14 protein-coding genes are annotated in these 13,466 nt (G+C 60.6%); 4 read left to right on the top strand and 10 right to left on the bottom strand.

Annotated elements, in window-relative coordinates:
- Positions 1-27 precede the first annotated feature (27 nt).
- Both CQ019_RS00670 and CQ019_RS00665 read right to left on the bottom strand, forming a co-directional pair.
- Positions 28-678, bottom strand: coding sequence for a helix-turn-helix transcriptional regulator (locus CQ019_RS00670; protein ID WP_096283385.1), 651 nt, complete (start codon positions 676-678; stop codon positions 28-30).
- Positions 679-701: 23 nt separating this feature from the next.
- Positions 702-2,291 carry a methyltransferase gene (locus CQ019_RS00665; RefSeq protein ID WP_105553228.1) on the bottom strand — a complete coding sequence of 530 codons (1,590 nt, stop codon included), beginning with the start codon at positions 2,289-2,291 and terminating at the stop codon, positions 702-704.
- A gap of 74 nt (positions 2,292-2,365) precedes the next feature.
- Here CQ019_RS00665 and CQ019_RS00660 point away from each other — a divergent pair, with 74 nt between their 5' ends.
- The gene (locus tag CQ019_RS00660) at positions 2,366-2,938 is read left to right on the top strand and encodes a GNAT family N-acetyltransferase (protein ID WP_105553229.1); all 573 of its coding nucleotides are present in this window, start codon (positions 2,366-2,368) and stop codon (positions 2,936-2,938) included.
- Between the two features lie 61 nt (positions 2,939-2,999).
- Here the strand turns inward: CQ019_RS00660 and CQ019_RS00655 are convergent, their stop codons facing one another.
- Entirely contained in the window at positions 3,000-3,905 is a 906-nt protein-coding gene (locus CQ019_RS00655) for a rhodanese-related sulfurtransferase (protein WP_096283550.1), read from the bottom strand.
- 165 nt (positions 3,906-4,070) lie between these two features.
- On the opposite strand from CQ019_RS00655, the gene CQ019_RS00650 reads away from it, so the two are divergent.
- Positions 4,071-4,727, top strand: a complete 657-nt coding sequence (locus CQ019_RS00650; protein WP_096283380.1) for a GNAT family N-acetyltransferase — start codon at positions 4,071-4,073, stop codon at positions 4,725-4,727.
- A gap of 91 nt (positions 4,728-4,818) precedes the next feature.
- Entirely contained in the window at positions 4,819-7,149 is a 2,331-nt protein-coding gene (locus CQ019_RS00645; protein WP_105568712.1) for a DEAD/DEAH box helicase, read from the top strand.
- Here CQ019_RS00645 and CQ019_RS00640 read toward each other — a convergent pair.
- From CQ019_RS00640 to CQ019_RS00610, 7 genes are all read right to left on the bottom strand, one after another.
- Positions 7,140-7,529 (bottom strand): Rv3654c family TadE-like protein, encoded by a 390-nt coding sequence (locus CQ019_RS00640; protein ID WP_105568711.1) that lies wholly within the window; start codon positions 7,527-7,529, stop codon positions 7,140-7,142. The two genes, CQ019_RS00645 and CQ019_RS00640, sit on opposite strands and share 10 nt — an antisense overlap.
- The gene (locus CQ019_RS00635; RefSeq protein ID WP_105568710.1) at positions 7,526-7,861 is read right to left on the bottom strand and encodes a TadE family type IV pilus minor pilin; all 336 of its coding nucleotides are present in this window, start codon (positions 7,859-7,861) and stop codon (positions 7,526-7,528) included. Before CQ019_RS00635 ends, CQ019_RS00640 begins: the two co-directional genes overlap by 4 nt.
- Before the next feature lie 3 nt (positions 7,862-7,864).
- Complete coding sequence (locus tag CQ019_RS00630) at positions 7,865-8,047, bottom strand: DUF4244 domain-containing protein (RefSeq protein ID WP_105553233.1); 183 nt, start codon at positions 8,045-8,047, stop codon at positions 7,865-7,867.
- A gap of 112 nt (positions 8,048-8,159) precedes the next feature.
- Positions 8,160-8,693, bottom strand: a complete 534-nt coding sequence (locus CQ019_RS00625) for a type II secretion system F family protein (protein WP_105568709.1) — start codon at positions 8,691-8,693, stop codon at positions 8,160-8,162.
- Positions 8,690-9,241 (bottom strand): type II secretion system F family protein, encoded by a 552-nt coding sequence (locus tag CQ019_RS00620; RefSeq protein ID WP_181148210.1) that lies wholly within the window; start codon positions 9,239-9,241, stop codon positions 8,690-8,692. The genes CQ019_RS00625 and CQ019_RS00620 overlap by 4 nt, the downstream gene beginning before the upstream one ends.
- Positions 9,242-9,382: 141 nt before the next feature.
- Positions 9,383-10,615: a TadA family conjugal transfer-associated ATPase gene (locus CQ019_RS00615; protein WP_105553236.1), complete on the bottom strand. Its 1,233-nt coding sequence runs from the start codon at positions 10,613-10,615 to the stop codon at positions 9,383-9,385.
- Positions 10,612-11,670 carry a hypothetical protein gene (locus CQ019_RS00610; protein ID WP_146112454.1) on the bottom strand — a complete coding sequence of 353 codons (1,059 nt, stop codon included), beginning with the start codon at positions 11,668-11,670 and terminating at the stop codon, positions 10,612-10,614. The genes CQ019_RS00615 and CQ019_RS00610 overlap by 4 nt, the downstream gene beginning before the upstream one ends.
- Before the next feature lie 146 nt (positions 11,671-11,816).
- Between CQ019_RS00610 and CQ019_RS00605 the strand changes: the two genes are divergently transcribed.
- Positions 11,817-13,466: a bifunctional 3'-5' exonuclease/DNA polymerase gene (locus CQ019_RS00605; RefSeq protein WP_181148209.1), complete on the top strand. Its 1,650-nt coding sequence runs from the start codon at positions 11,817-11,819 to the stop codon at positions 13,464-13,466.

Below are 13,466 nucleotides of genomic sequence, written 5' to 3'. Positions count from 1 at the left end.
TACACCGAAGAACTGCACAACTTTTCTCTAGCTCGCACCTCCACCCGGGTGCTGGTACTCGGGTAGTAGTGAGATTAAGTAGAACATACGCTTTGAGTCGATGTTGCGTTCTTCGGCCGTGGCCATTGCCTCATACTCGTAAACGAGGTCCAATAATCGCCGATTAAACTCCTTTTGCTTCGCTTCGGGAAGAAACACTAAACCACTGGTCAGCAAGGGTGGGCGGTCGGCATCCGGCTCGATTCCCGACTTGGCTTCCGCCTCGCGCCGCTCCACTTCGGCATTCAGCCTTGTGCGGAACGCGTTCAACTGCACGTTGAGGTAGGCCGTTTTCGCGTTCGTCGAATCGATCTGGGTGTTTAGCTCCAGCCTTTCGCCCGCGGCGCGCCACCGGCGTTCTCGCGCGTCGCCTTCGCTGGCCGCGCGCGCCACGTACCCGTATTTCTCCAGTGCGCGCAAGTGATAGCTCATGGCGCTGGGCGTCAATGAGCACATCGATGCCAGCTCCGTTGCGGTGCGCGTGGTTTGCGATGCGAAAAGCTCGTCGAGCACGATCAGCCGAGCATCATGGGCCAGCGCGCGGATCGCCTGCGGGTCGGTGATCGAGACCACTTGTGGGGGTTGATCTTCCGCGTCGGCGCGCTGCGCGCCGTCTTCCTCGACTGTGTTCCGTGTCATAACGAAAAAGTTTAGCCTTTGTTTCAGATTTTACGAAGCATTCCATGCCGCAGAAGGCGAGCAATAGCTTCATAAAGCCTTTCAGTGAAATTCTCCTCGCCCTCACCGATCAGTGAATCAAGGGCTACAACCAACTGCGCGACCGATAATTCACCATCGCAGGCCGACAGGAATCCGGCCTGCGCCGAGTCCAAAATTTCGGTTCGGCGGATCCCCACGCCCTGGCGCAAGAGGATCACTCCTGGATGTTCGGCACCGGGGCGCTGATGACGTTCCTCGGTGACATCTTCTGCGACTAGCAGGTGCCACTGCTTCCATTCTTCTCCGGCTTCGCGCAATGCATCTGCCATCAGAATGTCTCGCTCCAAGGCAGGAGCCAGCGGCTGTTCCACCTGGTGCGGTATCTGTTCGAAGAGACGGAAGGTTACCTCCGGTTGCGCGGGCCGGCGGAAATACACCATGCCGAAACCGACCGCACCGACCTGGCGGGATTCGAAGTCGTCGAGGTAGGCGTCATAGGCGGCCGCGTAGGCGGCGCTGTCCTCGCTTTGCGACGCATCGCGCAACCAGGTTTCGGCATAAACGCTCGGAGTGGCCTGTTCACGTTCAATCACCCAGACGTCCAAGTCATCGGCAAACCAATCGGAGACCCGCCGCGCCCATGGTTCATTGGATTCCTCATCTAGGCGAGGTATCTCCCAATTCGACAGCATCTGCATATGTGCACCGGGGTTCAGATGCTCGGGGGCCTGGGCAATCAGCGTGCTCACCAAGGAATCGCCGGCCATGCCACCATCACGGTAGGTGAAGCGGTCTTGCTCACGCTCGGACTTATTGCGCGGTGTGATCACGAATGGCGGATTGCTGGCGATCAAGTCGAATTTCTGGCCGGCCACCGGTTCGAACAGGCTGCCCTGCAATAGCGTAACCCGCTCTTCTAGCCGCTGCGGGTCCAGCTTCAAAGCTCGGTGGTTGAGCACCAGGTTAAACCGGGTGAACGCCAGTGCGCGGTCCGAAAGGTCCGTGGCGGTCACGTGCTTGGAGTGCGAGAGCAAATGGAATAGCTGTATTCCGCATCCCGTGCCGAGATCGAGGGCCCGTTCAGCGTCCGGACGGACGGTGACCTGCGCAAGCGTGCGCGAAGCATGGCCAATGCCTAAAACGTGGTCCGTGCGCAGAACCCCGGGACGCTGGTGCGAACCCAGGTCGTGAGCCACCCACAATTCACCATCTACATCCGAGCCATGCACCGCCAACGCCACCTTAGCCCGGTACCCCGAGGCCCATGGCTCAATCAACCCGAGCTTGAGCAGCCCGTCGGCACGCACCGTGGGGAATGCCGCGGCGATCGCCGCGACTGATTCCGCCTGTCCCAACTGGAACAGCCGAACGGCGCACGCCAGGGAACCGGCTTCGGGCTGCTTGTTCAGAACTCGAAGCGCCGGGTGGATCTGATCCCGACCATAAGCAGCCACCGCATCATCACCTAATAGCTCGGTGATGGCATCAAAGCCAAACTTCATTGTTGTCAAGTCGGCATGGAGCTTGTCCAGCAACGCGAGGTCGTAACTACTAGGGGCATCTTCAATGGCAGAAAATTCAGCGGCATTCACAGTTCCAAGTCTAACGAGTCCGCGGGTGTTACAAGACTGCGCAACAACTGCCCAACCGCCTTAGGATGTTCGGTATGCCAGTCGTGACCATCACCTATTTGCAGCAGCTTTCGAGTGCCGAAATGCGCCCGAGTGCCAGAAAACTTCCGCAGCATGCGAGGATCGAACGCGCCCAACAGATCTCGGCCGAGTTTTCCCGCTTCCTCTATCAAAGCGTGGGGAGCAAATTGAACTGGGCAGATCGGCTGACTTCCAGCCGTGAACAATGGGATGCGACGCTGCGCCGTGCGGGCTCTGAAACCTATGTGCTCTACCAGGATGGGGTGCCGAAGGGGTACGCGGAACTGGTGACCGAGGTGACCGAGGCCCAGAGCGAGGTAGAGATCTACTACTTCGGGCTATTCCCCGAAGCCATCGGGCAGGGTCTCGGTGGTCTGTTGCTCAGCGAAGCCAATCGTCGGGCTTGGGATCTGCACACGCGCTTCGAAGATCTCCCGCCGGTGGGCCGGGTGTGGCTGCACACCTGCTCGTTGGATGGGGAAGCGGCCATCCCGAACTACCAAGCACGAGGCTTCAGCGTTTATGACACCACGGCCGAGGAAACCGAAGTAATCGATGCGTCACTCGACCTGTGGCCAAGTTCCTAAGCGCCGATTAAATGCCAGCGCGCCGCATGATCTCTAGATCATGCGGCGCGCTGGTTCTTGCCTAGGCTTCGATCGATACTTCGGTGCAGTCTGGGCACCGGCGCAATTCTTCATCCTTGGCGCAGTCTTCACAGAAGAGACGCAGGTTGCGGCATGTCGGGTTCGCGCAATTCTCGAACTTGTTCGTGGGCCCCTGGCAACCGACGCATTCGCCGATGGTCACCGCATCCTCGGAGAATTCGGTGTGCATGCGCTTGTCGAAGACATACAGGGAACCTTCCCACAGGCCCTTGTCACCGTACTGTTCGCCGTAGCGGACGATTCCGCCCTGCATCTGGTAAACCTCTTGGAAACCGCGCTTGACCATCAGCGCGGAGAGCACCTCGCAGCGAATGCCGCCGGTGCAGTAGGTGACGATCGGCTGATCTTTCAGGTGGTCGTACTTTCCCGAATCGAGTTCATCCATGAACTCGCGGGTGGTTTCCACCGCTGGAACGATCGCGTCCTTGAACTTGCCGATCTGGGCTTCGAACGCGTTTCGGCCATCGAAGAAGTGAATCTTCTCCCCAACCTTCTCCTTCGTTTCGACCAGTTCGTGGAGCTGCTCGGGACGCAGGTGGACCCCGCCGCCGACCACACCGTTCTCGTCGATCTCGATCTCGCCCGGGGCGCCGAACGTGACAATTTCGTCACGGACCTTGACGGATATACGCGGGAAGTCTTCGGCCGAGCCCTCGGACCACTTAATATCCATCTTTGTGAATGGAGGGAACTCGCGGGTAGCCTTCACGTATTTCTTGACGGCAGAAATCTCGCCGCCAACGGTCCCGTTGATGCCGTCCTTGGAGATGATAATTCGACCGCGCAAGCCCCAGCGTTCCAGCAGCGAACGCTGCCACAAGCGGACGGCTTCCGGGTCGGGAAGCGGAGTAAATGCGTAATACAAAACGATGCGATGAATGGCCACCATATAAGGGTAGTAGCTTTTCGGCACAAATCGCCGCGCAAAAGAGCAAAGTCACATTCTCGGTCCCGACCATTGTCCGGGTATCAGCATTGACTATAGTTTCAAGTAAGCAACGATTAGCTCAACGTCAGCTAATTCCTAGGTGAGACAGGGTAGGGTCAAAACATGGCATCAAACGCAAGCGATGAACTGATTGGTACCTGGGTAGACGGCTGGGCAGGCGTCCGTGGATACGAGACCCGCCATGAGGGGCGAGTCCACGCGGCCCTCCGTCACGATACGACCGGGGACTGGGAATACGTTATTTATGAGCCTTCCAAGGAAGAGCTCGCAGCGGTCGCCGAGACGCTTAAAAAGCATCCAAAGCGCCGTCTCACCGCATTCGATGACTCAATCGAGGGACTGCTGCGTACCGCCAGCGAGGTTGGCCTTCAGGTGTCCGCAGACGATGAAGTCCTCATGGTCACCGAATTAGCCGTGCACGACGTCGAAGTACCTTTGCCCGCAGATGGCTTCGTCTTCCAGATCGAACGCGACGGCACCCATGCCTATGTTTCGCTGCATCCAGAAGACAATCAGGAGATCGTAGCCGCTTCCGGCCACGTCTCGGCAGTCGCCGGATTCGCGATCTTCGACCGCATCATTACCGGTACAGATTTCCGCCGTCAGGGTCTTGGAACTTTGATCATGCGCGCGCTTGCCTCACTGGCCCAAGAGCACGATGTGGACGAGGGCCTGCTCATCGCCTCCGTTGACGGCCAGCAGCTCTACGCTTCCTTGGGCTGGACCTCGCTAGGCAAGGTTGTCCTGTTCAAAGGCTAACCGCCACCATTTCTTCGCTGATCGCCGTCGGAATTATTTTCGACGGCGATAAGCTTTTAACTACCCACCGTTGCTCAGAGAGGCTCTAGACGTGAAGTCCGTGCGCGCGTTGCTGGATCCGTTCAATCGGCAAAACGATCCCGAAGCGGTCATCCATCGCAGGTCGGTGGCCGCGAAAGATGAGATCACCGCGCCATGGCCGACCTGGATCCACGACGCGGTCCGGCAAACCTTTGAGGAACTAGGCATTCAGCGGCCCTGGCTGCACCAGGTGCAAGCCGCGGAATCCGTTCACGCGGGAAACCACACGATCATTTCTACCGGCACGGCCTCCGGCAAATCTTTGGCATATCTCATGCCCAGTATTGACCTGCTCTACCGCACCCGAGAGACCGGCCCCAATGACGCCGAGGCCCAAGGGACCATCTTGTACATCTGCCCCACCAAGGCCTTGGCGGCAGACCAGTTGGCTTCGGTGCAGGCTTTGAAGGTGCCAGGCGTTCGGGCCTCTAGCTATGACGGCGACACCGACCAAGGAACCCGCAGCTGGGTCAGGCAACACGCGAACTTTGTCTTCACCAACCCGGATATGCTCCATCGTGGCATCCTGTCCAACCATCAGGCCTGGTCGCGTTTCTTCAAACGGTTGCGCTACGTGGTCATCGACGAGGCGCATTCATATCGCGGAGTTTTTGGTGCCCACGTCGCAAACTTGATGCGCCGGCTGCGGCGCATCTGCGCCCACTACGGAAACGACCCGGTCTTCATCGGCGCCTCGGCAACCAGCTCGGACCCGGAAGAATCCTTCTCGAGGCTCATCGGCGCCCCGGCGCAGGCTGTTACCCACGATTTCTCCGCTTCGGGGGAACTAGTCATCGGACTGTGGGAACCGCCCTTGACCGACCGGACTGGTGAAAATGGTGCCCCGCTACGTCGCACGGCGATCGCAGAGAGCGCCTCAATCCTTACCGACCTAATGGCGGACCATGTGCGCAGCATCGTGTTCATCAAATCCCGCCGCGGCGCAGAGACCATTGCGGCACTCACGCGCAAGCATTTGGAAAAGTTCGCTCCAGAACTCAGCGTCCGCTTGGCGGCCTATCGATCTGGATACCTGCCGGCCGAACGCCGCGAAGTTGAAAAACAATTGCGCTCCGGCCAATTATTGGGAGTGACCTCGACATCCGCATTGGAGCTTGGCATCGACATCGCCGGGTTGGACGCGGTGGTGGTCGCCGGATGGCCCGGAACGCGCGCTTCATTCTTCCAACAGATCGGCCGTGCCGGAAGAAGCGGACAAGATGCGCTTGCCATATTTGTCGCCGCCGAAGACCCGCTCGACACCTATCTGGTGCACCATCCCGAGGCAATATTTGAACTCGGAGTCGAAGCGACGGTCTTTGACCCGCATAATAAATACGTACTCAGCGGCCACTTGTGCGCAGCCGCCCAGGAACACCCGTTGCGGCCCGAAGAATTAGCTCTTTTTGGCCCGCAGACCGAAGAGTTGCTGGACTCCTTGGTGCAGCGCGGCTACTTGCGCCGTAGGCCGGCCGGATGGTTCTGGACCCATCCGCAACACGCCGCCTCGATGTTCTCCATTCGGGCAGACGGCGGTGGCCCGGTCGACATTATCGACGCCGAAACCGGAGCGCTGCTTGGAACCATGGATTCGCCGCAAACACATTATCAGGCACACCCCGGAGCCATTTACGTGCATCAAGGAGCCAGCTACCACGTTGAAGAACTCGACGAACAAAATCATGTGGTCGTGGTCAGTCGAGTCAATCCGGATTATTACACCAACGCCCGCGACCTGACAACGGTAGAGGTCCATTCCCAAGAGCGCAGTAGCAAACATCAGGAACTCGGTATATTTTTCGGCGAGGTCACCGTCACCACTCAGGTGGTCTCGTTCCAACGCAAATCGGTAGCCTCCAACGAGGTGCTCTCCGAGGAACCTCTGGAGCTGGAAGCTCGTGAACTCCATACTAAATCTGTGTGGTTCACGCTCACCGAACAGCGGCTACTGGGTGCCGGGCTCACCGTGGATCAGTTCCCGGGGGCATTGCATGCGGCCGAACATGCGATGATCGGGCTGCTTCCCCTGGTCGCGACCTCGGACCGTTGGGATATTGGCGGGGTGTCTACGGCCCTTCATATGGACACCGGCCACCCCTCCATCTTCGTTTATGACGCCCAGCCGGGGGGAGCCGGATTCGCCGAGCGTGGTTTCGAGCGTTTCCTAGATTGGGTGCGAGCTACCCGAGACGCCATCCAATCGTGCGAATGCGCCCACGGGTGCCCCAGCTGCGTGCAGTCACCGAAGTGCGGAAACCGCAATAACCCATTGGACAAAAGCGGTGCCATACTTCTGCTGAGCACCGTGCTGCAGGATATTGTGCCTGCCCATCATCGCTGATCTAAGGGCGGTGCACCGGCCCGGGCTCGCGCCGAAGCCGCGTGCAGCTTCACCTCAAGGGCGACGAAGGTCACCGGCACACTGACGGTTACACGCACAGAGGTTCCTCCGTCCTCCACGGCGCATTGCTCAAGTTCGGCTTCGTTAGCCGCCGATACGCTTCGGGCGATCTCGCAGGGGTCCCCGGCGCGTAGACCTCTAGCGGTATCTGCGGCGGCTAGCGCCGCCAAATCGGCGGCAGCCGCCGCTCGCATCGATGCATGGGTCGCGGCCGTCCAGAGGAGCACCGCCGAGGCCAGGATCAGTGCCACCGCCACTAACGCGGTGGCCGTCACCGTTCCATTGCCGCGTTCGCCTCTTGCACTGGTTGGTAGTCTCATTCCAGCGCCACGCTCGCTTCGCCATGGACCTGTATCGGTCCAAGCAATGGAATGCGCACAGACTTGCTGACATGAACTTCGGAGAATCCCCCACCCTGTGAAATCGCATATGTCGCGTCATCTCCGGCGAGCCTGACCCCGCTTGAATGCACTACCGAGCTTTCTTCTCCGCGTGCCAGTTCTCTGGCCATGGCAGCGGCAGCCTGTTGCACTTGGATCTGCTTCATACCCAACACTCCAAAGCACAACAGTAAGGATAAAAACACGGCAACTGCCGGCAGCAGCACCGCGAATTCCGCCGTGCTGCTACCTCTCTCATCGTTGAAGTTCATTGCCTACAGCGACAGGGCCTTGCTGATAAGTCCCATCAGCATGCCTCGCACATCCCCACTGGACAGGATGCTGATCAGCAGTCCGGCGAAGGCTACGGCGGCCAGAGTGACCATAGCGAATTCTGCGGTGGTTGAGCCCTCTTCGTCAGCAAGACGCTCGGAAATCATAGCTTCCATACGTTTCATGATTTTTCCTTTCGTTGTTTCCCAAATGCGAAATAATTTGGGGTGGTGCCTTCAGCTTGAGCCACCTGAACGTTTCACGGATTAGGTTCCTTTCAAGCTGGGGATTACTCGTTCAGAGCCCCGGCAGCAAGGCAATAATCAGCGGCACCACGCCTAAGGCAATGAATGCTGGCAAGGCGCAGGCGCCCAAGGGAAGCACCAGCCTGGTACCGAATTGCGCGCCCAGCCTTGCGACTCTTTGGCTGCGTTCGCGACGTTGCAGCGCTGCCGCATTGCGCAGCAAGCTCGCCGCCGGGGCTCCGGTGACATGAGCGAAGCGCAAAGCCTTTTCAAGTGGCCGCAACCAATCCGGTGCCGAGTGCCAGGCTTTATCCCACTCCATGTTCATTTCCAAGCATCGTGCGACGGTGCAGAGCTGTGCCCCTTGCGGGACGCCGCGACCCAGCGTGTCCAAAATGTCTTTAATGGGCATCCCCGAATCCAACAAGCTTGCGCTGACATCCAGAATCAGCTCGACAGGCTGATTCTGGATGTCGACGGCCTTGGCTTGCGGACGCTTGATGCTCAGCGTTCTTTCGTGCCTCTCGTGGCTAGAAATAGCCAGCAAGACCGCGGCAACCGCACAGCACAACGCGAAGAACGTCATTGCAGCGCCTGCCGAGTGGTGGTGCGCAGCAGGTACCTGCACCACAGCCGGTTGAGCAGCCACAACGCCAGCCCGAGGACCACGCTTAGCTGCGCCGCCCACGAGGTGGCTAGGGCACCTTGCACGTCAATGCCTAGAAGAATCCCGGCGCCGAACCCAACCAGTGGCAGCCAGGTCAGCAACTTGGCCGTTGCCTTGGGGCCGGCCATGGCGGCGTCGAATGCTTGTGTTGCGACCAGGTCGGCTTCCAAATCATCGGCCAACCGTTCCAGCACCTCCGCAAGGCTTGCGCCGCTGCGCTCGGAAACCCGCAAGCACCAATGCATTCGATGCACCGACGAGGGATGCGCGCTGTTCGCCGTCGGTTCGGTTGGCGAAGGGCTCCTAGCACCCAGCCGGTGCGTGGCGCGTAATTGGTGAAGCGCCTGGCGCACCGGACACTGGCTGTGTTCGGCGGCCAGCAATGCATCAACGGCGGGGTAGAAAGTGAGTCCGCTGCGCACCAAGGCGGCAAGTTCGCGAATCGTGCGGGCATCCTCGGCCAACATATGCTTCGGCTCATCCGGCCGTCGCGAGGACCCGAAAATACCGTGCTTCTGCCAGGGACGAGCGCCCGTTTCGTTTTTAGCCGTGCCAGGGAACCAAAGCCAGAGTGCCACTGCGCTTAACAGGAGAATCAACATCGCCGTTCAGCCTTCGCTTTGGGCCATCTGCTCGGCGAGCGCCCTGATAGTTGCATGACCGAGTTTCTGTTCAAGAATCGGCAACGAAGCCCGGTCCAGGGGTGCGTGCCGATTGCTGTCGACCGCCGTGATCACGCTCATTTGCCCGTCTCCCGCGGAGTTCAGGATGCCTAGGGCCACCGGACCGCGTTGCCCCTGCTCTCCGCGCGCCATGTGAATAATAAGGTCAAGCGCGCTGGTCGCCTGCAGGGCTGTCGCTTGGAGGTTCCATCCGGCTAGCGCGCCGAGAGCTGCCAGGCGGGCGGGAACCGCTTCGGGGCTATTGGCGTGCAGAGTTCCGGCAGCACCTTGATGGCCGGTATTCATTGCGGCCAAGAAATCTCGGATCTCTGCCCCTCGGCACTCCCCGACGATCAACCGATCCGGTCGCATCCGAAGTGCTTGAACCACCAGATCGCGCAGTTCGATGTTGCCGGCCGCTTCAACATTAGCCGCACGGGTCTGCATGCCGACCACATGTTGGTGGGTGACGTGGAGCTCCTGGGAGTCTTCCACGACAATGATGCGTTGACCCTCGTGAGCCAGCGAGAGCATTGCCTGAAGCAGGGTGGTCTTGCCGCTGCCGGTGCCTCCGGTGACGAGAAAATTCAGTTCCCTTTCCATGATCTCTGCAAGCAACGGATGCCACCAGCACGCGGCGTGTTCCAGTACCCCGGCGAGGTCCAAGGGCTTGGTTTTCTTAACACGGATCGAGATCAGCGGCCCCTGCGTTGCAATCGGCGGGAGCACCGCGTGGACTCGGTAGTGTTTCAAGCTCATGTCCATAAATGGGCTTGCATCGTCTAATCTTCGTCCAGCCAGCGAGGCTAGGTGGACGGCCAGCCTGCGGACCTGTTCGGCCGACCCGAAGACGTATTCGGTGGGTTCCAATCCGCGAGGCGAGTCGGTCCACACCCTGCCCTGCCCGTCAACCAGGACATCGGTCACCTCGGGTTGTTGGGCGAATGGTTCGAGTACCGATAGTCCGGCGACTTCGTCTTGCAGTGCTTTTAATGATTCGGCGGCTCCCGAGGCGCCTAAGGCGGCCCCAGAATCCTGTACGGCCCCGGCGAGGGCTACCGCGTCGAGTTGCCCACCGGTGGCCATCGCCCGCTGACGCACCGATTCGAGGATGCGTTCATCGACTTCGCGACGCGTTGTGTGCCCCGAGCCTTGCGCACTGTGTTTGCCCGTGCTCATCGCTTGTTCCCCTCGGATTCTGGCAGGAGCCGCAGGTCCGCTAGCGCATGGCGGACTTTTCGAGAGCGCAGCGCGTCAAAGAGCACGCCGCGTTGTATCGCCCGGGAGATCCTCGGCAAGCTCGGAAAATGCCCTAGATACTGTCCCGTCGCGGTATTCGAATTTCGCAGGTTCCTTGGACCGCAGCGGATATGCGCTGCGACCGGTGGCTTGCCGGTATCTTCACAGGTCAAGACCTGCCGGTCAACGAATTGCTCAAGCACCGCACGCTGCGGGTGCACCGCGCGTCCGGTATCGACCACTAGCAGGTCGAAGCCTTGCCTGGCCGCCGCCAATAATCGCACCACCAGTTGTTCATCCAGCTCGCTGGGTGCGGCGCTGGGCGACCAAGTCAAAACCGCGGTGTCTCGCACCGTTGGCAAGGTATCCACCAGCTGGTGCGGTGCCAACGCGCCACCGGAGCGGCACAGCTCTTCCCAGCCGATTCCCGTGGGCGGATCGAGCGTCACCCGCGGCCACAATCCGGTGGAATGGGGATCCAGATCGATCAGCAGGCTCTTCAATCCGCACAGCGTGCCCGCGTGGGCAACGAGCGCCGCCAAGGTACTGGTACCCAAGCCGCCGGCGAGGGAGCCTAGGGAAAGACAATGCGCCTGGCCTGCGCGCATTCCCCAAAGTCCGAGGTACTCCCCCAACCATTGCTGCGCCCTGGGCAAGATGGCCACTCTGGCACGCGGGATCTGGCTGGCCACCGACCACAGCTGCTGGTCGTCTTCTTCAAAGCCGAGGACAACGTCGCAGAGTCCGGGGAATGCCAGCGCTTCGCCCGCCATATCCGCGCCCCAGAGCACCGGGCCGTTCCCGGGAGCCGGCAGATCCTTGAGCTCGGCACATTGGTGTATGCGCACGGCCGCCACCAGGGCGATGAGCGCACAGCTTTCGACAAGCCGCTCGTCGTTGCTGACCAGGGTGCAGGCTAGTTCGCCAGCGCCCCAGAGGCGCTCAGGGCCTACCGCGGCCGAGCTCGGCGCATCGCAGGCTTGTTCGGTTGCCACAAACCGCCCATCGCTCTTCACCGGCGGTGAGGCGGAGCTGGGAAAAGATAACCAATTCATAGTTGAACGGTGCCATCGTTTCGCTGCTGCCGAGCCGATGCTTGGCAAGCTGGGGATATTGTCCGTCTTCAATGCACAATAGAACAATGAGCATGCTTGCCTTTATCGCCGCTGACCCCGAAGGCTACGCCATCCTCGAAGTTCGCCACGCACTAAGTGGCAAGCCAGTATTCCCGGGCCGCCCGGTGTCCAAAGCCCAGTTCCCGACGGCTGTTCGCACTATTGAAGACGAACATGCCCCACGCTGGGTCATGCTGCGCACCGCGGACTGGATGCCCTCCTTGCTGGCAGCGGGAGTCTTCATTGCCAAGGCGCACGTGCTTTCGCTCACGCAGCGAATCCTGCACCGCAGCCCACTGAGCGCGCAGCAACTGGATGACATCGATCTGGAAAACCCGCACAGCCCAATGGCCCGGCCCAATCAAGACGCCTTATTCGAAACACCCGTCAACGGGGAAAGCCTGGACGAAGTCGTGGCCATGTATGTGCGCCAACGCCAGGCTCTGCCCGAAGAGCCGGCAGCGCGCCGAAAGCTTGAATTGCTCATTCATGCCGAGTCGGTCGGTGCGCTCGTAGCCTGCGAAATGGAGCATGCCGGGCTTGCCTGGAACGAGGCAGATCACCGCGCGCTGCTGCGTGAGAAACTTGGCCCTGCGGTCGGCGAAGGGGTGCGTCCGGCCAAACTCGCCCACCTCGCCGAGGCCCTCGGACAGGCCTTGCGGTGGCCCGGGCTGAACCCGGATTCCCCGCACGAACTCCTGCGTGCCCTGCACCGGGCAGGTTTTTCAGTCCAGTCGGTGCGGGCCTGGGAGCTGGAACAGCTCAAGGATCCGCTCATCGCGCAGGTCCTCGAATACAAGAAGCTTTCCCGGCTGGCCAGCACGCACGGGGACGCCTGGCTTGACCAATGGGTCAAGAACGGGCGGTTCCACCCGCATTACGTTTTGGGCACCGTCGCCTCCGGGCGCTGGGCCGCCAGCGGCGGCGGAGCCCTGCAGCTGCCCCATTCGATCCGCCAGGTGGTGGGCACCGCCGCAGGACGCACCTTCGTCATTGCCGACGGCCGGCAGCTCGAGCCACGCATTCTCGCCGCGATCTCCCAAGATCGTCGGCTCCAAGAGGCGGGCCAGCAAGATGACCTTTATCAGTGGCTCATCGATGCCAGGCTCGTCTCGGACCGCAACGAGGCTAAATTGGGAATGCTCTCGGTCATCTACGGCGGCGGTGGCGGCACCTCCGGTGCGGTGGGCGTGGCCTTGAAGAAAAACTTCCCGCAGGCCATGGCGTATGTGGATCAGGCTGCGAAAGCAGGCGAGCGCGGCGAAGGAGTTCAAAGCTGGCTAGGCCGCGGCTGCCCACCGGCAGATGAAAGTTGGGTGCAAGCCCAGCGAGCTACCCAAGATGAGGCCGGGCAACGAGCCGCCGATGCCGCGGCACGGTCGCGTGGCAGGTTCACCCGAAATTTCGTGGTGCAGTCAACCGCCGCCGAGTGGGCGTTGGTGTGGATGGGCCATGCCCGTCACCTGATTCGCCAGGCCGGATGGGCCCAGTCCTGCCAGCAGGTGTTTTTCGTTCACGACGAGGTCGTTTTCGAGTGCCCGGTAGAACTGGCCGATCGCCTCGGTGAGTTGGTGCGCCACGCGGCGCTGCTCGCCGGACGCACGCTCTTTGGCGAGCACAGCCCAAATTTTCCGGTCAGCGTCGCTATCTCGCAGAACTATTCCGAAGGCAAATAG

The sequence above is a fragment of the Arthrobacter sp. MYb229 genome, from assembly GCF_002975405.1.
Taxonomy (GTDB): Bacteria; Actinomycetota; Actinomycetes; order Actinomycetales; family Micrococcaceae; genus Glutamicibacter.
Note: the sequence above shows the minus strand (reverse complement) of the source record. Positions and strands in the feature narration are given on the sequence as shown.

Coding starts and splice junctions, on each gene's coding strand:
- CQ019_RS00670 (WP_096283385.1), bottom strand. CDS start 678: ATGACACGGAACACAGTCGAGGAAGACGGCGCGCAGCGCGCCGACGCG.
- CQ019_RS00660 (WP_105553229.1), top strand. CDS start 2,366: ATGCCAGTCGTGACCATCACCTATTTGCAGCAGCTTTCGAGTGCCGAA.
- CQ019_RS00650 (WP_096283380.1), top strand. CDS start 4,071: ATGGCATCAAACGCAAGCGATGAACTGATTGGTACCTGGGTAGACGGC.
- CQ019_RS00640 (WP_105568711.1), bottom strand. CDS start 7,529: ATGAGACTACCAACCAGTGCAAGAGGCGAACGCGGCAATGGAACGGTG.
- CQ019_RS00635 (WP_105568710.1), bottom strand. CDS start 7,861: ATGAACTTCAACGATGAGAGAGGTAGCAGCACGGCGGAATTCGCGGTG.
- CQ019_RS00630 (WP_105553233.1), bottom strand. CDS start 8,047: ATGAAACGTATGGAAGCTATGATTTCCGAGCGTCTTGCTGACGAAGAG.
- CQ019_RS00625 (WP_105568709.1), bottom strand. CDS start 8,693: ATGACGTTCTTCGCGTTGTGCTGTGCGGTTGCCGCGGTCTTGCTGGCT.
- CQ019_RS00620 (WP_181148210.1), bottom strand. CDS start 9,241: ATGTTGGCCGAGGATGCCCGCACGATTCGCGAACTTGCCGCCTTGGTG.
- CQ019_RS00615 (WP_105553236.1), bottom strand. CDS start 10,615: ATGAGCACGGGCAAACACAGTGCGCAAGGCTCGGGGCACACAACGCGT.
- CQ019_RS00605 (WP_181148209.1), top strand. CDS start 11,817: ATGAGCATGCTTGCCTTTATCGCCGCTGACCCCGAAGGCTACGCCATC.